General features: G+C 54.0%; 20 protein-coding genes, 1 pseudogene and 1 riboswitch. Of the genes and pseudogenes, 9 read left to right on the top strand and 12 right to left on the bottom strand.

The genetic code is table 11. The features are described from left to right. Positions 1-150 precede the first annotated feature (150 nt). From manX to mntP, 5 genes are all read left to right on the top strand, one after another. Positions 151-1,119, top strand: a complete 969-nt coding sequence (manX, locus tag IM294_RS16030) for a PTS mannose transporter subunit IIAB (RefSeq protein ID WP_028013533.1) — start codon at positions 151-153, stop codon at positions 1,117-1,119. 47 nt (positions 1,120-1,166) lie between these two features. After that, positions 1,167-1,967 carry a PTS mannose transporter subunit IIC gene (gene manY / locus IM294_RS16025; protein ID WP_003859914.1) on the top strand — a complete coding sequence of 267 codons (801 nt, stop codon included), beginning with the start codon at positions 1,167-1,169 and terminating at the stop codon, positions 1,965-1,967. A gap of 12 nt (positions 1,968-1,979) precedes the next feature. Beyond that, on the top strand, positions 1,980-2,831 hold the full coding sequence (locus IM294_RS16020; RefSeq protein ID WP_006810994.1) for a PTS mannose transporter subunit IID: 852 nt from the start codon (positions 1,980-1,982) through the stop codon (positions 2,829-2,831). Between the two features lie 54 nt (positions 2,832-2,885). Beyond that, the gene (locus IM294_RS16015; RefSeq protein ID WP_060571710.1) at positions 2,886-3,344 is read left to right on the top strand and encodes a DUF986 family protein; all 459 of its coding nucleotides are present in this window, start codon (positions 2,886-2,888) and stop codon (positions 3,342-3,344) included. Between the two features lie 198 nt (positions 3,345-3,542). Further along, a riboswitch (yybP-ykoY riboswitch) is annotated at positions 3,543-3,733 on the top strand. Between the two features lie 10 nt (positions 3,734-3,743). Further along, a complete protein-coding gene (gene mntP / locus IM294_RS16010; RefSeq protein ID WP_041911997.1) occupies positions 3,744-4,310 on the top strand; it encodes a manganese efflux pump MntP in 567 nt (188 codons plus the stop codon). Here mntP and rlmA read toward each other — a convergent pair. The 7 genes and pseudogenes from rlmA to mgrB all read right to left on the bottom strand — a co-directional run bounded on the left by rlmA (position 4,307) and on the right by mgrB (position 9,539). After that, entirely contained in the window at positions 4,307-5,122 is an 816-nt protein-coding gene (rlmA, locus tag IM294_RS16005; RefSeq protein ID WP_126818477.1) for a 23S rRNA (guanine(745)-N(1))-methyltransferase, read from the bottom strand. The two genes, mntP and rlmA, sit on opposite strands and share 4 nt — an antisense overlap. 67 nt (positions 5,123-5,189) lie before the next feature. Beyond that, a complete protein-coding gene (gene ftsI, locus IM294_RS16000) occupies positions 5,190-6,908 on the bottom strand; it encodes a peptidoglycan glycosyltransferase FtsI (protein WP_028013537.1) in 1,719 nt (572 codons plus the stop codon). A 217-nt stretch (positions 6,909-7,125) separates the two neighbouring features. Continuing rightward, positions 7,126-7,335, bottom strand: a complete 210-nt coding sequence (gene cspE, locus IM294_RS15995; RefSeq protein ID WP_001062678.1) for a transcription antiterminator/RNA stability regulator CspE — start codon at positions 7,333-7,335, stop codon at positions 7,126-7,128. A gap of 13 nt (positions 7,336-7,348) precedes the next feature. Continuing rightward, positions 7,349-7,493: pseudogene (locus IM294_RS15990) on the bottom strand (DUF2627 domain-containing protein). Positions 7,494-8,017: 524 nt separating this feature from the next. Continuing rightward, positions 8,018-9,007 (bottom strand): MBL fold metallo-hydrolase, encoded by a 990-nt coding sequence (locus tag IM294_RS15985; protein ID WP_126818476.1) that lies wholly within the window; start codon positions 9,005-9,007, stop codon positions 8,018-8,020. 23 nt (positions 9,008-9,030) lie between these two features. Further along, positions 9,031-9,321 carry a YebO family protein gene (locus tag IM294_RS15980; RefSeq protein ID WP_047364849.1) on the bottom strand — a complete coding sequence of 97 codons (291 nt, stop codon included), beginning with the start codon at positions 9,319-9,321 and terminating at the stop codon, positions 9,031-9,033. A 74-nt stretch (positions 9,322-9,395) separates the two neighbouring features. Next, positions 9,396-9,539 carry a PhoP/PhoQ regulator MgrB gene (mgrB, locus tag IM294_RS15975; protein ID WP_006175995.1) on the bottom strand — a complete coding sequence of 48 codons (144 nt, stop codon included), beginning with the start codon at positions 9,537-9,539 and terminating at the stop codon, positions 9,396-9,398. Positions 9,540-9,698: 159 nt separating this feature from the next. On the opposite strand from mgrB, the gene IM294_RS15970 reads away from it, so the two are divergent. Beyond that, positions 9,699-9,938: a YobH family protein gene (locus tag IM294_RS15970; RefSeq protein WP_041909477.1), complete on the top strand. Its 240-nt coding sequence runs from the start codon at positions 9,699-9,701 to the stop codon at positions 9,936-9,938. A 64-nt stretch (positions 9,939-10,002) separates the two neighbouring features. On the opposite strand, the gene kdgR is transcribed toward IM294_RS15970, so the two are convergent. Beyond that, positions 10,003-10,794: a DNA-binding transcriptional regulator KdgR gene (gene kdgR, locus IM294_RS15965; protein ID WP_014884288.1), complete on the bottom strand. Its 792-nt coding sequence runs from the start codon at positions 10,792-10,794 to the stop codon at positions 10,003-10,005. A gap of 178 nt (positions 10,795-10,972) precedes the next feature. Here kdgR and IM294_RS15960 point away from each other — a divergent pair, with 178 nt between their 5' ends. After that, positions 10,973-12,346 carry an MFS transporter gene (locus tag IM294_RS15960; protein WP_126818475.1) on the top strand — a complete coding sequence of 458 codons (1,374 nt, stop codon included), beginning with the start codon at positions 10,973-10,975 and terminating at the stop codon, positions 12,344-12,346. A 50-nt stretch (positions 12,347-12,396) separates the two neighbouring features. Here the strand turns inward: IM294_RS15960 and htpX are convergent, their stop codons facing one another. The 4 genes from htpX to IM294_RS15940 form a co-directional block, all read right to left on the bottom strand. After that, positions 12,397-13,278, bottom strand: a complete 882-nt coding sequence (gene htpX, locus IM294_RS15955) for a protease HtpX (RefSeq protein ID WP_010432647.1) — start codon at positions 13,276-13,278, stop codon at positions 12,397-12,399. A 193-nt stretch (positions 13,279-13,471) separates the two neighbouring features. Next, positions 13,472-15,520: a carboxy terminal-processing peptidase gene (prc, locus tag IM294_RS15950; RefSeq protein ID WP_028013542.1), complete on the bottom strand. Its 2,049-nt coding sequence runs from the start codon at positions 15,518-15,520 to the stop codon at positions 13,472-13,474. A 19-nt stretch (positions 15,521-15,539) separates the two neighbouring features. Further along, positions 15,540-16,226, bottom strand: coding sequence for an RNA chaperone ProQ (gene proQ, locus IM294_RS15945; RefSeq protein ID WP_028013543.1), 687 nt, complete (start codon positions 16,224-16,226; stop codon positions 15,540-15,542). Between the two features lie 96 nt (positions 16,227-16,322). Then, entirely contained in the window at positions 16,323-16,820 is a 498-nt protein-coding gene (locus tag IM294_RS15940; RefSeq protein WP_126818474.1) for a GAF domain-containing protein, read from the bottom strand. Between the two features lie 132 nt (positions 16,821-16,952). Between IM294_RS15940 and yebS the strand changes: the two genes are divergently transcribed. Together yebS and IM294_RS15930 are read left to right on the top strand one after the other, a co-directional pair. Beyond that, the gene (gene yebS, locus IM294_RS15935; RefSeq protein WP_028013544.1) at positions 16,953-18,236 is read left to right on the top strand and encodes a membrane integrity lipid transport subunit YebS; all 1,284 of its coding nucleotides are present in this window, start codon (positions 16,953-16,955) and stop codon (positions 18,234-18,236) included. After that, positions 18,205-20,838, top strand: coding sequence for a PqiB family protein (locus IM294_RS15930; protein ID WP_045260305.1), 2,634 nt, complete (start codon positions 18,205-18,207; stop codon positions 20,836-20,838). Before yebS ends, IM294_RS15930 begins: the two co-directional genes overlap by 32 nt. Positions 20,839-20,876 lie beyond the last annotated feature (38 nt).

The raw sequence follows: 20,876 nt of genomic DNA, 5'->3' as shown, positions 1-20,876 counted from the left end.
ACATAAATTATTTTTTCACTATCTAAAATAATTCGCGGAAGTCTTATTTTTTTGAACTCTAACCCTTATCTGAATCGATTCGGTTCGCCAATACGATTCTCAGTACGTCTGCCCGGCAGGCGTATTAATGATAATAAAAGGAGGTAGCAAGTGACCATTGCTATTGTCATAGGCACACATGGTTGGGCTGCTGAGCAGCTACTCAAAACGGCAGAGATGCTGTTGGGCGAGCAGGAAAACGTCGGCTGGATCGATTTCGTTCCCGGTGAAAATGCCGAGACGCTGATTGAGAAGTACAACGCTCAACTCGCGAAGCTGGATACCAGCAAAGGCGTGCTGTTTCTCGTCGATACATGGGGCGGCAGTCCGTTTAATGCTGCCAGCCGCATTGTCGTCGATAAAGAGCATTATGAAGTCGTCGCCGGGGTAAACATTCCCATGCTGGTGGAAACCTTTATGGCGCGCGACGACAACCCAGGCTTCGATGAGCTGGTCGCGCTGGCCGTTGAAACCGGCCGCGAAGGGGTGAAAGCCCTGAAGGCTCAGCCGGTTGAAAAACCCGCCCCTGCCCCGGCTGCGGCGGCACCGAAAGCAGCGGCACCGGCAAAACCAATGGGACCGAACGATTACATGGTTATCGGCCTGGCGCGTATTGATGACCGTCTGATTCACGGACAGGTTGCGACTCGCTGGACCAAAGAGACCAACGTACAGCGTATCATCGTGGTCAGTGACGAAGTGGCCGCCGACACTGTCCGTAAAACCCTTCTGACTCAGGTTGCACCACCGGGCGTTACCGCGCACGTGGTGGATGTCGCCAAGATGATCCGCGTTTACAACAACCCGAAATATGCGGGTGAACGCGTGATGCTCCTGTTTACTAACCCGACAGACGTCGAGCGCATTGTTGAAGGCGGCGTGAAAATCACCTCCGTGAACATCGGCGGTATGGCTTTCCGTCAGGGCAAAACGCAGGTCAACAACGCGATTTCAGTTGATGCGAAAGATATCGAGGCGTTCAACAAGCTGAATGCTCGCGGTATTGAGCTGGAAGCCCGTAAGGTTTCCACTGACCAGAAACTGAAAATGATGGATTTGATCGGTAAAGTTGGGAAATAAGCCCGCGCCGGTTTTTCACATAAAGCTTATGTTATAGGAGAAGTACAATGGAGATTACCACTCTTCAGATTGTGCTGGTGTTCATCGTCGCGTGTATTGCGGGTATGGAATCCGTACTTGATGAATTTCAGTTCCACCGCCCTCTGGTGGCCTGTACGTTGATCGGTGCCGTTCTGGGTGATATGAAAACCGGTATCATCATCGGTGGTACGCTGGAAATGATCGCCCTGGGCTGGATGAACATCGGTGCCGCCGTTGCGCCTGATGCCGCACTGGCCTCAATCATCTCAACCGTTCTGGTTATTGCCGGTCATCAGAGTATTGGTGCAGGTATTGCCCTTGCCATTCCTCTGGCCGCAGCAGGCCAGGTGCTGACCATCATCGTTCGTACCATCACCGTGGCCTTCCAGCACGCGGCGGATAAGGCGGCCGAGAACGGCAACCTCACGGCACTCTCCTGGATCCACGTGTCGTCCCTGTTCCTGCAGGCGATGCGTATCGCAATCCCGGCGGTTATCGTTGCGATCTCTGTCGGCACCAGTGAAGTTCAGGGCATGCTGAACGCGATTCCTGAAGTGGTCACCAGCGGTCTGAACATCGCGGGCGGTATGATCGTCGTGGTAGGTTACGCGATGGTCATCAACATGATGCGCGCGGGCTACCTGATGCCGTTCTTCTACCTCGGCTTCGTCACCGCAGCATTTACCAACTTCAACCTGGTTGCGCTGGGCGTGATTGGTGCCGTAATGGCGATTCTCTACATCCAGCTCAGCCCGAAATACAACCGTGTTGCGGGTGCCCCAGCGCAGGCTGCTGGTAACAACGATCTCGATAACGAACTGGACTAACAGGTGAGCGAAATGGTTGATATGACAAAAACTACCACCGAGAAAAAACTCACTCCGGGTGATATTCGTGGCGTGTTCATCCGTTCTAACCTGTTTCAGGGTTCATGGAACTTCGAACGTATGCAGGCGCTGGGCTTCTGCTTCTCAATGGTGCCGGCGATAAAACGCCTCTACCCTGAGAACAACGAAGCACGCCGTCAGGCGATTAAGCGTCACCTGGAATTCTTCAACACCCATCCTTACGTCGCGGCTCCGGTTCTGGGCGTGACGCTGGCGATGGAAGAGCAGCGTGCGAACGGCGCGGAGATTGACGATGGTGCCATCAACGGTATCAAAGTCGGTCTGATGGGTCCGCTGGCCGGCGTGGGCGACCCTATCTTCTGGGGTACTGTTCGTCCGGTCTTCGCGGCGCTGGGTGCCGGGATCGCGATGAGCGGCAGCCTGCTCGGTCCTCTGCTGTTCTTTATCCTGTTCAACGCGGTACGTCTGCTGACCCGTTACTACGGCGTGGCCTACGGCTACCGTAAGGGCGTGGACATCGTTAAGGATATGGGCGGCGGCTTCCTGCAGAAACTGACCGAGGGGGCCTCTATTCTCGGCCTGTTTGTGATGGGGGCGCTGGTTAACAAGTGGACGCACGTGAACATCCCGCTGGTGGTTTCGACCATCACCGGTCAGGATGGTCAAACCCGCGTCACCACCGTGCAGACGATTCTGGACCAGCTGATGCCTGGCCTGGTGCCGCTGCTGTTGACCTTCGCCTGTATGTGGCTGCTGCGTAAGAAAGTGAACCCGCTGTGGATCATCGTTGGCTTCTTCGTCATCGGTATCGCGGGCTACGCTGTCGGCCTGCTGGGCCTGTAAAACATTGCGTTATCGACCGGGGGCTTGCCCCCGGTCTTTTTATCTGGAGGATGAATGACTGTTACGGACATCGTACTGGTGTTGTTTATTGTTGCCCTTCTGGCTTACGCGATCTATGACGAGTTCATTATGCCTCGCCGTAACGGCGAGACGCTGCTGACCCTTCCCCTCTTACGCCGTGGACGCATTGATGCATTTATCTTCGCCGGCCTGGTGGTCATTCTGATTTACAATAACGTGACCAGCCACGGTGCAATATTAACCACATGGTTATTATGTGCGCTGGCATTAATGGCGATTTACCTGTTCTGGATCCGCTCGCCGAAACTTATTTTTAAAAAACAGGGATTCTTCTTCGCCAACGTATGGATAGAATATAACCGCATTAAAGAGATGAATTTATCCGAAGACGGCGTGTTAGTGATGCAATTAGAACAGCGCCGCCTGCTCATTCGGGTCAAAAATATTGATGACCTTGAGAAAATCTACGCATTACTCGTTAAAACTCAATAAGTTAACATTATAACCTCGGCTATATATTGTGATATTCTTTCGCAAAGAATATAGCCATTGCTATATCTTCTCTCCTCTTTGACTTATATTTATTAACGATATTTTCACGCATAAACCTAAATGAAAATCGTTATCAAAGACGCAGATAAATTAAGCCTTGCTCGTTGTTGTTTTATATTCTCAAAATATGTTAAGGTTGCGCCCGTCGTTGGGGAGTAGCCGATTTCCTGCACGCAGGAAATGTACGCGTCAACATACTCGTTGAAAAACGTGGCGCGTACGGATCGCTTTCAGCACGCTTACCGTGCAAAAGAGATCAGGCGAGACCATAGATACATCAACTGCTGTTTACTGGGGGCAGTGATGTGTCATATGGATATCCCCGGTCTGGACGCTCTTATGAACATCTCCGCTACGATCCTTCTCGCTTTTGGCATGTCCATGGATGCATTTGCCGCCTCCATCGGCAAAGGCGCCACGCTTCACAAACCTAAATTCACAGAAGCTCTGCGCACCGGTCTGATCTTTGGTGCCATCGAAACGCTGACGCCGCTCATCGGCTGGGGTTTGGGCATGCTCGCCAGCCAGTTCGTGCTGGAGTGGAACCACTGGATTGCGTTCGTCCTGCTGGTGTTTCTCGGAGGCCGAATGATGATTGAAGGTTTTCGCGGGAATGATGATGAAGATGAAGCACCGCTGCACCGCCACGGTTTCTGGTTGCTGGTCACCACGGCAATTGCCACCAGCCTGGACGCCATGGCCGTCGGGGTGGGTCTGGCATTCCTGCAGGTCAATATTATCGCCACCGCGCTGGCCATTGGCTGTGCAACGCTGATTATGTCCACGCTGGGCATGATGGTCGGGCGGTTTATCGGCCCGCTGCTGGGTAAACGCGCCGAGATCTTAGGCGGAATTGTGCTGATCGGCATTGGTGCCCAGATCCTCTGGGCACACTTCGCGCCTTAAGCGTCGCGCTGCCAGACGTGGATACTGAAATCCGTCTGGCAGCCAAACGTCGTCCGAGCCGCTAACGCATCCCATACTTCCGGCTTTGCCCGCCACGCGAACGGCGTCATCTGCAGCAGGGCTACCGCTTCTTCCCCGTTCAAATTCATTTCATACGCCACTGAATGCTCCTGCTTCAGCGTAAAGCCTGTCAACTGTTCAGAGTGGGGGGCATGCAGACGCACCTCGTCGTAAATGAGTCCCTTCAGCTCCATCAGGTGACGCGGGCCCGGCGTGACGGTTATCACCCAGCCTCCGGGCTTCACCACGCGCGCCAGCTCTTCTGCTTTACACGGCGCGTAGATGCGGATAACGGCATCCATACTGGCATTATCAAACGGCAGCCGGTGGCTGGATGCCACGCAAAACGTCACGCCAGCGTAACGTTTAGCCGCCGCGCGGATCGCCACTTTCGACACGTCGAGACCGAATGTCACGGCCCCCTTCTCCCGCACCACATCCGCAAACCGTGCGGTGTAGTACCCTTCCCCGCAGCCGATATCAAGCATGGCGGACGCCGAATCAGGCAATAAGTCACCCAACATCTGCGCCACCGTCTCCCGCAGCGGCAGATAGTGCCCGGTATCGAGAAACGCCCTGCGCGCCTGCATCATCTCTGCGCTATCGCCCGGATCGCGGGAGCGCTTGTGCTGCACCGGAAGAAGATTCACATACCCTTCTTTCGCCATATCAAACTGATGTCCCTGCGGACAGGCATAACTTTTATCTGAGCGCGTCAGTGACGCGTGGCAAAGGGGACAGCTGAAGGACATGGAAACTCCGGGAGATAAACCAAAGGGCGAAGTGTACCGCTATTCGCCCTGCTATAAAACGGCTGGATTACCGCATGACGATAAGGTGGTCTGAACCGGCCGGCAGGCCATCGGGTTTGATATTCTCCAGGCGCAGCACGTTGCCCATGATTTCGCTGAAGACCGGCGCGGAAACCGCCCCGCCATAGTAGGCCCCGTTTTGAGGATCGTTAATCACCACCACCAGGGCGAAACGCGGGTCGCTGGCAGGCGCAACGCCTGCGGTATAAGCAACGTATTTATCGACATATTTGCCGCTATCATCAATTTTCTTCGCCGTCCCGGTCTTAACCGCCACGCGATAATCGCGAACGGCGGCCTTAACGCCCCCGCCGCCGGGCAGCGCGACGCTTTCCATCATGTGCTCCACTTCATGCGCGATCTCCTCCGGCATGACGCGGTGGCCGATAACCGGGGGATCGATGCGGGTGATGGAGAGTGGACGCTCAAGCCCGAAGCCGCCAATCGTCGCGTAGACGTGGGCAAGCTGGAGCGGTGTGACCATCAGGCCGTAGCCAAAGGCAAAAGTCGCACGGTCTAGCTGACTCCAGTATTTACGCTGTGGCAACAGCCCGGCGCTTTCGCCCGTTAAGCCCAGCCCCGTGTTGGTGCCAAACCCAAAGTTTCGATAGGTATCAATAAGATGCTGGACAGGCATCGCCAGCGAGAGCCGGGATACGCCGGTGTCGCTCGATTTTTGCAGGATCCCGGTCATGGTCAGCTCAGGATAATAACCCACGTCGCGGATACGATGCCCGTCAAGGGTATACGGGTGGGTATCAATGACACTGTCCGGCTGGACCAGCCCCTGCTGCAGAGCCGTCATCAACACCAGCGGCTTGACGGTCGAACCGGGCTCGAACGTATCGCTGATTGCCCGGTTGCGAAAATCGTTTATCGTCGCGCCTTCCCGGTTATTGGGATTGAAATCCGGATAGCTCGCCATGGCGAGTATTTCCCCGGTGGGGATATTAATGAGCACCGATGCCCCTGACTCGGCCTTATTCCAGGCGACGGCATTGTCCAGCGCGTCTTCGGTAATGGTTTGCAGCCGCTCGTCAATACTCAACTGGATGTTATGTGCCGGCGTGGGCGCCACTTCCGTCAGGTTTTCAACCACGCGCCCGTAGCGATCCTCCCGGACCTGTCGGACACCCGCTTTACCGGTCAACTGAGTATTGAAGCTTTTCTCCACCCCTTCAATGCCCTGCCCGTCAATATTGGTGAAGCCAATCAGGTTCGCCGCCACGTGGCCTGCCGGGTAAAAGCGGCGGGATTCATCGCGCAAATTAATGCCGGGTAAATTGAGCTTATCAATCCACTTCGCCTGAGCAGGATCGACCTGACGCGCCAGGTAGATAAAGCGGCCCTGGGGGTTGGCGTTAATCCGTGATGAAAGGGTGCTCAACGAAAGATGCAGCGCGCTCGCCAGCGCCTGCCAGCGTTCATCAAACCCAACGCCCCCTTTTGCCAGCACCGTTTTAGGATCGGCCCATACGGCCCGGACGGGCACGCTGACCGCCAGCGGTCGGCCTTCACGATCCATAATCATCCCACGCGGCGCATCAATCGCCAGCTGACGGAGGGATCGCATATCTTCTTGCTTCACCAGATTGTCAGGTTTGATGATTTGTAGCCAGGCAACGCGGCCAAGTAAAAAGGCCAGACTGCAGAAAATAGCGAAACAGAGCAGCGCGAAACGCGCCGGCGTGAAATTGCCAGCGGTTAATATCAATTTTTTCTTCACCTGAACCCCAGGGCTGTTAAACAACGCTCTGATTTAACGAGAAAAGATGCGCTAAGGGAGGCGAAACTGTGATACTAACCTCGCAGCTTTGCAACAAGGTGCTAACAAGACCGTAGATAGTAATATTTTGAAAGATAGGGAATAAAAAAGCCCCGCAGGATGCGAGGCTTTATGTCTGAGAGTGAAGCGCTATGCGCCCCAGTCAGCAGCGGTTCGATCAGATAGCAGTTACGTTAACTGCAGCTGGGCCTTTCTGGCCGTCCTGAATTTCGAACTCAACGTTCTGGCCTTCGGCCAGAGTTTTGAAGCCGTTACCCTGGATTGCAGAGAAGTGTACGAACACGTCTTTGCTGCCATCAGCAGGAGTAATGAAACCAAAACCTTTAGACTCGTTGAACCACTTAACTTGACCTTTAATCTTTGCCATTTTGCAAAATTCCTTAGAGTGTTTTCTTAGCCCGCAGGCATTAACTGAGATAAAACTGAGACATTACTGCATGAGGCACTAATATAAGGTTCGGCAGAGAAGCGGTATTCAACGACAACGTGTTTACTCAGGACTTCTTTACTGAAAATGCCACACATAAACAGAACTGTACCTCGTTTGACCCAAAACGTGTTATCACACACTATGTTTAATATGGCAAGCCATTTTTAAACATGTCTCGATCCGCCGCACAAATTCGAACACTGTCTGTAAGGAATTGCACAATTATGCGCTTCTCAAACAGACGGCTATACTCCCTTACACAGACTCAACGCTGCTTGCACAACCGCTGTAATCTAAGACTTTTTTAACATAGCTCAATCATTACAATGCGTCCAGCAGTCGGGAAAAGAAATCTTTGGCGTTGATTGAGTTAGAACAAATTGTGAAAACTTATGCTTAAATCATTGTAACGTGACCGTATTGTTTCAGCCAAAAACGATGTTAATAATCCGCACCCTTCTGTATTAAAATCCATCAGGTAATTAGCAGTGTTATGCACCAAAATAATGAAATTTTTATGACTCTGCATCAAAACAAGGCAAGCAAAACGTTTCGATAAAATTAAAATTTTCCTGAAGACGAATACATACACAATATACGCAACAATTTATCGCTTCGTTTATAAGGGTAAATACTCGCCAACTTTCAGTATCCTGAAAGTATTATTAACTGGTGCTACATTATCCAGCGCATCAGTTAATTCTTTTATGGGGTCATCCAGCGCTTCATCCGCCAGCTCAAACACGCCCCAGTGAACAGGGAACGCCAGCGGGCAACCTAACTGTTGCCACAGCGCAACGGCAGACTGGGGATCCATATGGTGTACGGCCATAAACCATCGCGGAGCATAGGCGCCAACGGGCAATGCTGCAGCATCAATTTTCCCCAAACGTTCCGGTATCAACAGCAGCTCAGGCGAATAGCCGGTATCACCACTAAACCAGAACCGGTGATGCCGCCCTTCAAAGACCCAGCCGCACCACAATGAGCGATTGCGGTTCCAGAGCGTGCGCATACTCCAGTGCTGCGCCGGTACGGCGGATAATGTTATCCCCTGCCAGGTAAAACTCTGCCACCAGTCGAGCTCAACCACCTGTTTTGCGCCCCGGCGGCGAAACCAGCCGCCCAGGCCTAAAGGAACAAACACGCTAACGTCCGGAAAGCGTTTGAGAATGTGGCGAACAGTGAGTTCATCAAGATGATCGTAATGGTTATGCGAAATAACGACCGCGTCAAGCTGGTGCAGTTGATCGACAGAGAGTGCCGGAGGCGTTCTACGCTGCGGCCCTAAGAACGGAAGTGGAGAAGCGCGCCTTGAAAAAACGGGATCGGTAAGAAGGATATTGCCGTCCAGCTGCAGCAGGATGCTCGCATGTCCGAGCCACCACGCCCCATCCTGCTGCGGCTGCTGAAGATCGGCCGGTTGCCACCACCGCCGTATAAAGTCATCGTAGCCGAACGCGGGCGGCTTCGGTAAGCCAGCGGCTTTGCGTTCTTTGCGCCAGCGGTCAAGGTCGCCAGGCTGGTGTCCTGCAGAAGTGGTATTACGAAAACCGTTTGGGGTGTGATGTTTCAGGGAGGGGTCATACCAGGGATTTTTCCAGACCACTGCCACCTCCCGGAATAATACGATTAACGCTCAGCCACCAGGCGGATAAAATCGTCTTGATCGTTGTTCTCGTCAGCGACCGCTTCTTTTTGTGCTTCTTTCTCTTCCGGCTCGTTAGCCTCGCACAGACGACGCAACAGTGCATTCTGCCGTTTTTGCTGCTCAAGCAGCGCTTCCAGCAGTTCGATCTGCTCATTGGTACGTGAACTGGCACGGTTTACGAAAAACCAAATGACCAGCCCCACCAGCAGAACAACCAAAGAGATCGTCAGGGATGCCATATTTAGCAGCCCTGAATTCAGTAACTCACCCATTTCACCACCTCAATAAAAACGTCTATTTTACCACTGGCGCGAAGGAAGGAAATCACCTGAAGAAAAAATGCGTGCTACCACGGAATAAACTTATTGATTGCGCAAACGCCGCTAAAAAACTGTACATCCTGATCGCACATCACGTTGATAGTCTGCGTCCACAACACCACGCACGCTATCAGCACGATAATCAGAATCACCCAGCGTATTTTTTTCACTCCACACTCCGTTTACAGACCTGATATGACCAGGTTATCACGGTTATCTTAAACAAGGACTAACTGTAGCGCCATCAGGCTCTTTTCAGAATCCTGCACTTGTTTCATTACGTAAACCGGTTAGGCTAGCATCATGATAACAATGATAAAGAGGTAATAATGCGCTTAATTATTCGTACAATTGTTGCACTGGCGATACTCTGGATTGGCCTTCTTTTAACGGGTTATGGCGTGCTGGTGGGGAGCACCGAAAACGCCGCAGGGTTAGGCATTCAATGTAAGTATTTAACAGCACAGGGAGTCAGCACGGCGCAGTATCTCCATTCTGATAGCGGGATCATTGGGTTAACCAACTGCCCGGTACTGCGTAAGACCTCCGTCGTGATTGATAATGGCTGAGCCACAGCGTTAACGACGAATAAAAAACGCCGCAAAGATGCGGCGTTTTTTATGCTAACCGGGGTTAGAACGGATAGTCGTGGTAACCCATCTGTTCAGAAATCTTACGCGCGGCGGTATGCAGAATAGCCACGTACTCGTGCAGGCGCTCTTCCGAGAAGCGAAGCGTTGGGAAAGAGATGCTCAACCCCGCGATCACGACGCCAAAACGGTCAAACACCGGAACGCCAATACAGCGCAGCCCTTCTTCCTGCTCTTCGTTATCTTCGCCGTACCCTTGCTCACGCACCTTGTCGAGCACCGTTAATAACTCATCGGTGTTAGTAATGGTGCGTTCTGTGCTGCGTTTGTACTCCACGCCATCGAGGATCTGTTTAACTTCTTCACGATCGCGCCACGCCAGCAGAACCTTACCGATTGCCGTGCTGTAAAGCGGGTTGCGGCGACCAATGCGCGAATACATACGCAGGTTATACATGGAGTCTATTTTATGGATGTAAACAATACTGTCTTCATCCAGCGCGCCCAGGTGGATAGTCTCTTTGGTCAGGCGGGAGATCTCGCGCATCTGAATATCCGCGCTACGGATCAGATCCACGTTTTGCAATGCCCGGGCACCCAGTTCAAACAGTTTCAGCGTCAGAGAATATTTTTCAGATTCGCCTTCCTGTGCAACGTAACCCAGTGATTTCATGGTTTGCAAAAAGCGGTAAACGGTGCTTTTCGACATCATCACGCGCTGTGACAACTCTGTGATACCAATTTCACGCTCTTCCCCGAGCGCCTGTAAGATGCCAAACACCTTCAGCACGGAAGAAACTGAATCTGGCTGTTTATCCAAATCCGCAATTGCCATTTACCACCTCATAGAGAGTGTTTTATAAAAATCAGAACCGGTTTTTATTATAAATTCCCGTCATGTTACCTGCAATCAATCCGCGTTTACTTCGTTACAAATCTGCGACATAAAACGGTGTTAACGATGCTAAAATAGTTACCCTGAGAATAATTTCACTCTGAGCTATTTATCCCCGATGGAAAAAAACCTTTCCGATGGCCTGCCTTTGCCCCAGCGGTATGGCGCTATCGCTACGATTATTATTGGTATCTCAATGGCCGTTCTTGACGGCGCGATTGCGAACGTTGCCCTTCCCACCATTGCCACCGATCTGCATGCTTCCCCGGCCAGTTCGATATGGATTGTTAACGCCTATCAGATTGCGATTGTGGTTTCCCTGCTCTCCTTCTCTTTTCTGGGCGATATGTTCGGCTACCGTCGGGTATATCAGTGCGGGCTGGTGGTATTTACCTTTACATCACTGCTGTGCGCCCTTTCGGACTCTCTGCATACGCTGACGCTGGCGCGCATCGCGCAAGGTTTTGGCGGCGCGGCGCTGATGAGCGTCAATACGGCGCTAATCCGCTTAATCTATCCGCACCGCCATCTGGGCCGCGGCATGGGGATAAATTCGTTTATTGTCGCGGTCTCTTCTGCCGCCGGGCCAACGATTGCAGCGGCCATTCTTTCTGTCGCCTCGTGGCAGTGGCTGTTCGCCATAAACGTGCCGCTGGGTATCGTAGCCATCTTCTTTGCCCTGCGATTTCTCCCCGCTAACGGCCCGAAAAGCACCATGCCGCGCTTTGACGTAGCAAGCGCGGTGATGAATGCGCTCACCTTTGGTCTGCTGATTACCGCCCTGAGCGGTTTTGCGCAGGGCCAATCCCTGATGCTAACCGCCGTGGAGCTTGTTGCCCTGCTGGTGACGGGCTTCTTCTTTGTTCGCCGCCAGCTTTCCCTGCCGGTGCCCTTACTGCCGGTCGATCTGCTGCGTATTCCCCTCTTTTCGCTTTCTATCTGCACCTCTGTCTGCTCATTCTGCGCCCAGATGCTGGCTCTGGTTTCTCTGCCCTTCTTCCTGCAAAGCGTGATAGGACGCTCCGAAGTGGAGACCGGGCTGCTGTTAACCCCCTGGCCGCTGGCGACGATGGTGATGGCACCCCTGGCAGGTTATTTAATAGAACGTGTACATGCCGGTTTGTTGGGCGCGGTGGGGCTGGCCGTGATGGCAACAGGTCTTTTCGCGCTGGCGCTGCTTCCATCATCACCAGGGGATCTGGACATTATCTGGCGCATGATCCTGTGCGGAGCCGGGTTTGGCCTGTTTCAGTCCCCCAACAACCACACCATTATTACCTCTGCGCCGCGCCACCGCAGCGGAGGTGCCAGCGGCATGCTGGGGACCGCGCGTCTGCTGGGGCAAAGCACCGGTGCGGCGCTGGTTGCCCTGATGTTTAACCTTGCCGGGCAAAACGGCAACCACGTTGCGCTTCTCACCGCAGGTGCGCTTGCCACCCTTGCAGCCATCGTCAGCGGGTTGCGCGTGACCCAACCCGGCGCTCAGGCATAAAAAAAGCCGGGCGGAGTGTTCTCCTGCCCGGCTTATTTAAGCGCTTAGCGTTACTTCAGGTATTCTCCACTGCGCAGCGCTTCAATACGTTTATCCAGCGGTGGGTGAGACATAAACAGCTCGCTCAGCGACTTTGATTTGCCGTTGATGCAGAAGGCCATCATGCTGTTCGCTTCCTGCGGCTCGTAGCTGGTTTTCAGACGCTGCAGGGCGGCAATCATCTTCTCACGCCCTACCAGCTTCGCTGAACCGGCATCCGCATGGAACTCACGGTGACGGGAGAACCACATGGTGATAATGCTGGCCAGAATACCGAACACCAGTTCCAGCACCATCGATACGGCGAAGTAGATCAGCGGATTACCGTTGCTCTCTTCACCTTCATCACGGTTGCCGCCCATGAAGCCAGCCGCAATTTGCGCCAGGATACGGGAGATGAAGATAACGAAGGTGTTCACCACACCCTGAATCAGGGTCATGGTCACCATGTCACCGTTGGCGATATGGCTGATTTCGTGCGCGATAACCGCTTCGGCTTCATCACGGCTCATGTTCTGCAACAACCCGGTGCTCACGGCAACCAGCGACGCATCACGACGGGCACCCGTAGCAAACGCGTTAATATCCGGGGCATGGTAAATAGCAACCTGCGGCATCGCAATGCCTGCCTGCTTAGACTGCTGTGCCACCGTATTCATCAGCCACTGTTCCATATCGTTACGCGGCTGTTCAATCACCTCACCGCCTACGGATTTCAGCGCCATCCACTTTGACATCAGCAGGGAAATGAAAGAGCCACCAAAACCAAACAGCAGCGCCATAATCAACAGACCCTGAACGCTGCTCGACTGAATTCCCGTCAGGCTTAGCACTAGCCCGAAAACCACCATCACCGCCAGGTTGGTGAGCAGGAAGAGCGCGATTCGCATCATAATTTTCTTTTAACCTCAGTTTAACAAAACGCACTATGCGATTACCCACATCGTATGGGTATTACGGCTATTTTCAAGCATCCGGTGGGCGTAAGTCACCAGAAAGACACAACTTTACACAATTGGAAATCAGCCTGACGGAAGGATGCAGAACAAAAAGAAACAGGCACAATTTCTTGTGCCTGTTGGGAGATTATTTTGCCGGAGCGGGCTGTACGGCAGGCTTCTCTTTTTCCAGATTCGCCAGGTCGAGCGCGATATGCACCGTCTCGTCCAGGTACGGATCCGGCTCCTGGTAATCTTTTGGCAGATCGTCCAGTTTCTTGAGCAGAGGCTTACCTTCTCGCTTGAAGCGATCGTTGATACGCGCCAGACGCGTTGCGTCGTCCTCGTTGTTCTCTTTTTCACGCTGAGCGTAGTTCAGAGAAACAATATTCCGCTTATCTTTCAGGGCATTGAAACGCGCAATGTCCTTCATGATGTACTGGAATTCCGGATCTTTCGCGATGCGTTCATTATGCGCTTTCAGCAACTCAGGGCCAAACTGCGTCATATCACCTGCCTTCACGAATGTCGCAGCATTGATGCTGTCCCACGGCAACGCGTTATCTTCAAACTTCTCGCCGGTTTCGGTCTCTTCCGTGCCGGTCGGCATCATGATATCCGGCGTTACGCCTTTACGCTGCGTACTGCCGCCGTTAACGCGGTAGAACTTCTGAATGGTGTACTGAACGGAGCCCAGCGCAGGCCATTCCGGACGCAGCATCTGATCGTAAATACGGTTCAGCGAGCGATACTGCTGAACAGTGCCTTTGCCGAAGGTGGGCTCACCCACGATTAGCGCGCGGCCATAGTCCTGCATTGCAGCGGCAAAGATTTCAGATGCGGACGCGCTGAAGCGGTCAACCAGGACCACCAGCGGGCCTTTGTAATAGACCACACCGTCGTTATCAGCATCTTCACGAACTTTACCGTTGTTATCACGCACCTGTACAACCGGGCCAGACGGGATAAACAGGCCTGAGAGCGACACCGCTTCGGTCAGCGCACCGCCACCGTTCGTGCGCAGGTCGATGATGACGCTGCTCACGTTCTGCTTCTCAAGTTTCTGCAGCTGAACTTTTACATCGTCGGTCAGCCCCACGTAGAAGCCAGGGATATCCAGGACACCCACCTTCTCTTTACCTACGGTTTTCACCGACATTTTCACCGCGCGGTCTTCCAGACGGATACGCTCGCGGGTCAGGGTCACGATACGGGTTTTGGTGCCTTTACCGGCAGGCAGAATTTCCAGACGAACTTTGCTGCCTTTCGGACCTTTGATCAGCGCAACCACATCGTCCAGACGCCAGCCAATGACATCAACCATGCTCTGACCGGTTTGTCCTACCCCCACAATGCGATCGCCTACGCTTATCGCTTTGCTTTTGGATGCCGGGCCGCCCGCGACCATGGAGTTGATCACCGTGTAGTCATCATCCATTTGCAGTACCGCGCCAATACCTTCCAGAGACAGGCTCATCTCAGTATTGAACTGTTCGGTATTGCGTGGAGAGAGATAGTTGGTGTGCGGATCGATTTCGTGCGCAAAGGCGGTCATCGCCAGTGAGAAAACATCTTCACTGTTGGTCTGCGCCAGACGGCGAATGGCAAATTTGTAACGACGCGTCAGCGTGTCGCGGATCTCTTTTTCATCTTTGCCGGTCAGCTTGAGGCTTAGCTCGTCGTATTTGACCTTTCCATCCCACAGCGCGTTCAGCTCGGCTTCGTCTTTCGGCCAGGGCGCTTTGCTGCGATCGAGATTAAAGGTGTCGTTGCCGGTGAAGTCCATTGGACGTTCCAGCACTTTCAGCGCGTACTGATAGCGTTCAAAGCGGCGCTTCTGCGACAGGTTGTAGAGATCGTAGAACAGATCCAGCTTGCCTGACCGCAGCTCATCACCCACCTCGGATTTGCGCTTAGCGAACTGCTCGACATCGCTGGCGAGCAAAACGTTATGGCTGTAATCCAGCAAGTTCAGATAGCGGTCAAAGATTTTGGCCGAAAAGGCCTGATCGAGATCGAACTGACGATAGTGCGAGCGGGTAAAGCGAGAGGTTACACGCTCGCTTACCGTCGCGTGCTGCGTCTCTTCCTTGAGTACCGGAATTTGATCAACACGCGTGATATCGTCCACTGCGAAAGCGTGACCTGTTATGGCAAACAGGCCCGCCAGCGCGGTGAGCTTAAAAAAAGTGTTCATGCCAGGCTTGGCCTCCGTTTCAGAACAACAAGTGTTCTGCGCGTACAATCATTGACATACCAGAAGTCAGCTGTACACGAACGCCATCTTTGGTGATTTCCAGTACGGTGGCGTCCATTGCGTTGTTGCCCGCTTTTACCTTCAGAGCCTGACCCACGCTCAGGGCGTTAATGTCAGAAACCGGAGTATGGCGCTGCTCTTCACGAGGCGCACGAGGGGCTTTCGCTGCTGGTTTGTCTGCACGCGGTTTGCGATCGTTATTGTCGTGACGACGCGGCGCAGGACGTGGTTTACGCTCACGACGAGGCGCTTCTTCCTGGCCGTTTGCCGCTGCGGCTTCGCGTTTTTTCGCCTGCTGTTCTGCACGTTGTGCCTGAACGCGTGCTTTGGCTTCTTCCAGCTGCTTGCGCGCGTGTTCTACGTGCTGCTCGTCCAGCTCGCCGCAAGGGTTGCCGTCGAGATCCACGCGGGTCGCGCCCGGTTTGATACCGTACAGGTAACGCCAGCTCGAAGTATAAAGACGTAAGGCAGAACGCAGCTGAGTTTTGCTGAGGTTCATTTCCCCTTCAACACGCGCTACCAGATCCTGAAAAATACCGACTTTCAGGGGACGTGCTTCACCTTCCGCGCTGAAGCACTGCGGGAAACGCTCGGCCAGAAATGCGATAACTTCTTTACTGCTATTCAACTTAGGTTGATTTTCCATGAAATTTCCTGATTACAACGGACGTTGCCAACAAGCGCAGGCATGAACAGGCGTCATTATAATGACGCTATCAGTAAATGCTACGTTATCCGTTGATTATCCTGCGACGCTCGCAAAGAATTTTTGATAATCGGTTGCAGCGAGGACGTTTTCCAGATTCGCCACCAGCTCGCGCAGCCCCTGTTCGTCCTCGGTTGTAAAGCGACTGAAGACCGTACTGTCGATATCCAGAACGCCAATAATCTGATTTTTTACCACCAGCGGCAGAACGATCTCTGAATTGCTGGCAGCATCGCAGGCGATATGCCCGTCAAACGCATGAACATCTTCCACGCGCTGAACCTGATTCTCGGCCACCGCGGTACCGCATACGCCGCGCCCTACCGGAATACGCACGCAGGCCAGTTTGCCCTGAAACGGACCCAGCACCAGCGTTTCACCTTCCAGGAGATAAAAACCAGCCCAGTTCACATCGGATAGCCGATCGAACAGCAATGCGCTAGTATTTGCCAGAGTGGCTAAGAAGCTGGTTTCACCTGCCATCAATGCCTTAAAATCGCGGTTCAGATCCGCGTAGAATTCTGTTTTGTTCATTATTCAATCACTTAGTTGTCTTACAAAATTACCGCATAGCCTATTAAAATAAGCAATAAATGCGCTCATGCTCAAGATGAATCCGTTCATGAGTTAATATAACGTTTAACAATACTTATTTGCGCGCAGCTGATGGCCTTAAAAACAACCAAAATTACGCCGACAAAAAAGATAACTGTCCATACGGTAAGCGACGCTTTGCCTCGTGCACATTATCAGCGTTGCCCCCAGTGCGATACGCTTTTTATGTTGCCGAAGATGAAATCGCACCAAAGCGCCTTTTGTCCCCGCTGTGACGCTAAAATTCGTGACGGCCGCGACTGGTCGTTAACCCGCCTTGCCGCTATGGCCGTTACCATGCTGCTGCTGATGCCCTTCGCCTGGAGCGAGCCGCTTCTGAAACTTTACCTGCTTGGTGTGCGCATTGACGCCAACGTGCTGCAGGGTATCTGGCAGATGACGAGCCAGGGCGATCCTCTCACCGCCGCCATGGTACTGTTCTGCGTGGTCGGCGCGCCGCTGGTGCTGGTTGCAGCCATTGCCTACCTGTGGTTTGGTAACATCCTGGGAATGAACCTGCGTCCGGTATTGCTGATGCTGGAAAAGCTTAAAGAGTGGGTCATGCTGGATATCTATCTGGTGGGCGTGGGCGTGGCATCAATCAAGGTGCAGGACTATGCCTTTCTGCAGCCGGGCGTCGGGCTTTTTGCCTTTATCTGCCTGGTATTGCTCAGCATCCTGACACTGATCCACCTGAACGTTGAGCAGCTTTGGGAGCGTTTTTACCCGCAGCGCCCTGCCACCCGCCCGGATGAAAACCTCCGCGTCTGTCTGGGATGCCATTACACCGGGTTGCCCGACAAGCGTGGACGCTGCCCGCGCTGCCATATACCGTTGAGGTTACGACGCAACAACAGCCTGCAAAAATGCTGGGCGGCGCTGATTGCCTCCCTGGTGTTTCTGTTCCCGGCCAATATGCTGCCGATATCCATTATTTACGTGAACGGTGGCCGTCAGGAAGATACTATCCTCTCCGGTATTATCTCCCTTGCACACAGTAACGTTGGGGTGGCGGCCATCGTCTTTATTGCCAGTATCCTGGTTCCCTTTACCAAAGTGGTGGTGATGTTTACCCTGCTCGTCAGCATTCACTTTAAGTGTGAACAAGGTTTACGTACCCGTATTCTGCTTCTGCGATTCGTCACCTGGATTGGCCGCTGGTCAATGCTGGATCTGTTTGTGATTTCGCTGATGATGTCGCTGATCAATCGCGACCAGCTTCTTGCTTTTACTATGGGACCCGCGGCTTTTTATTTCGGCTCTGCGGTGATATTGACTATTCTTGCTGTGGAATGGCTGGATAGCCGCTTACTTTGGGATGCACATGAGTCAGGAAACCCCCGCTTCGCCGACTGAAGCGAGAATTAAAACTAAACGCCGCATTTCGCCATTCTGGTTGCTGCCCGTCATCGCCCTGATGATTGCAGGCTGGCTTATCTGGACGAGCTATGAAGATCGCGGCAGTACCGTCACTATTGATTTTCAGACCGCCGACGGCATCGTCGCCGGACGAACCCCCGTTCGTTTTCAGGGGGTCGAAGTCGGTACGGTTCAGGACATCTCCCTTGGAAAAGGGCTTAACAAGATTCAGGTGCGGGTCAGTATTAAATCTGACATGCAGGATGCTCTTCGCAGCGAAACGCAGTTCTGGCTGGTGACGCCGAAAGCCTCCCTGGCCGGCGTGTCCGGGCTGGATGCGCTGGTTGGCGGCAACTACATCGGCATGATGCCGGGCAAGGGTGAACCGCAGGATCACTTTGTCGCGCTGGATACGCAGCCGAAATACCGCCTCAATAACGGCGATCTGATGATCCATCTTCAGGCACCGGATTTGGGCTCCCTGAACAGCGGCTCGCTGGTCTACTTCCGCAAGATTCCGGTTGGCCGTGTGTATGATTACAGCATCAACCCGAATAAACAGGGCGTCACCATTGATGTGCTGATCGAGCGTCGCTTCACCAATCTGGTGAAAAAAGGCAGCCGCTTCTGGAACGTGTCCGGCGTCGATGCCGACCTCAGCCTGAGCGGTGCAAAAGTGAAGCTTGAGAGTCTGGCCGCCCTGGTTAACGGTGCCATTGCCTTTGACTCCCCGGAAAACTCAAGCCCTGCCACGGCCGATGACACGTTCGGTTTATATCCGGATCTGGCGCACAGCCAGCGTGGCGTGATCGTTAAGCTCGTTCTGCCTGATGCCAAAGGGCTGAAAGCGGGGTCAACGCCGCTGATGTACCAGGGACTGCAGGTCGGCCAGCTCACCAAAATGACGCTCAATCCGGGCGGCTCGGTCACGGGCGAAATGACGGTCGATCCGAGCGTGGTCGATCTCCTGCGCGAGAAAACGCGCATCGAGATGCGCAGCCCTAAACTCTCTCTGAACGATGCCAGCCTCAGCACGCTGCTGACCGGAAATACCTTTGAACTGATCCCCGGTGAAGGTCAGCCCAGCAATAGCTTCGTCATTGCCCCGGCGGATAAAGCACTGCTGCAAAAACCGGGCGTCGTGACGGTTACGCTCAATGCGCCTGAAAGTTACGGTATTGAGGCCGGTCAGCCGCTGATTCTGCACGGCGTACAGGTGGGTCAGGTGCTGGAGCGAACGCTCTCCGAAAATGGCGTGAGCTTCTCGGTAGCTATCGATCCGCAATACAGCAACCTCGTCCATGGCGACAGTAAGTTCGTGGTGAACAGCCGCGTCGACGTGAAGGTGGGTCTGGACGGCGTGGAGTTCCTCGGCGCCAGCGCCAGCGAATGGGTTAACGGCGGTATTCGCATTTTGCCGGGCAATAAAGGCGCCGTTCGAGACAGCTACCCGCTGTACGCCAACCTGGACAAAGCGATTGAAAACAGCCTGAGCGATATGCCAACCACGACCCTGACCTTAAGCGCCGAGACGCTGCCTGACGTTCAGGCGGGCTCCGTGGTGCTCTACCGCAAATTTGAGGTTGGGGAGGTGATCGCCGTTCGCCCGCGTGCGGACGCGTTTGATATCGAATTGCATATCAAGCCCGAGTACCGCAAGCTGCTGACCCCAAACAGCGTCTTCTGGGCCGAGGGCGGCGCGAAGGTGCAGCTTAACGGCAACGGACTGACCGTGCAGGCCTCCCCGCTCTCGCGTGCGCTGCGCGGGGCGATCAGCTTTGATAACCTCAGCGGCGCGGGCGCGAACCTGCGTAAAGGCGATAAGCGAATTCTCTTCCCATCCGAAACCGCCGCGCGTGCCGTGGGTGGGCAGATTACCCTGCATGCGTTCGATGCCGGCAAGCTGGCGGAAGGCATGCCAATTCGCTACCTGGGCATTGATATCGGGCAGATCCAGAAGCTGACGCTCATCACCTCGCGCAACGAGGTGCAGGCCACCGCCGTGCTTTATCCGGAATATGTGCAGACCTTCGCCCGCTCGGGTTCCCGCTTCTCGGTGGTAACCCCGCAGATTTCGGCCGCGGGCGTTGAGCATCTCGACACCATTCTGCAGCCTTACATCAACGTCGAGCCCGGTCAGGGCAAAGCCCGTCGTGATTTCGAGCTGCAGGAAGCCACCATTACCGACTCGCGCTACCTTGGCGGCCTGAGCATTGTAGTGGAAGTGCCGGAAGCGGGCTCGCTTGGCATCGGTACGCCGGTGCTGTTCCGCGGCATTGAGGTGGGTACGGTTACGGGCCTCACGCTCGGCACACTCTCCGACCGCGTGATGGTGGCGCTACGCATCAGCGAGCGTTACCAGCATCTGGTGCGTAATAACTCGGTGTTCTGGCTGGCATCCGGCTATTCGCTGGACTTCGGCCTGACGGGTGGCGTGGTGAAAACCGGTACCTTCAACCAGTTCATCCGCGGCGGTATTGCCTTTGCCACCCCGCCGGGAACGCCGCTGGCGCCGAAAGCGCAGCCGGGTAAACACTTCCTGCTGCTGGAAAGCGAACCGAAAGAGTGGCGCGAATGGGGAACGGCCCTGCCGCGTTAATCTGACAGGCTCCGGTGTCAACGCACCGGAGCCTTTAT

Origin of the sequence: Enterobacter cloacae complex sp. P43RS (assembly GCF_014930585.1) — a bacterium.
GTDB classification, from domain to species: Bacteria; Pseudomonadota; Gammaproteobacteria; order Enterobacterales; family Enterobacteriaceae; genus Enterobacter; species Enterobacter bugandensis.
Note: the sequence above shows the minus strand (reverse complement) of the source record. Positions and strands in the feature narration are given on the sequence as shown.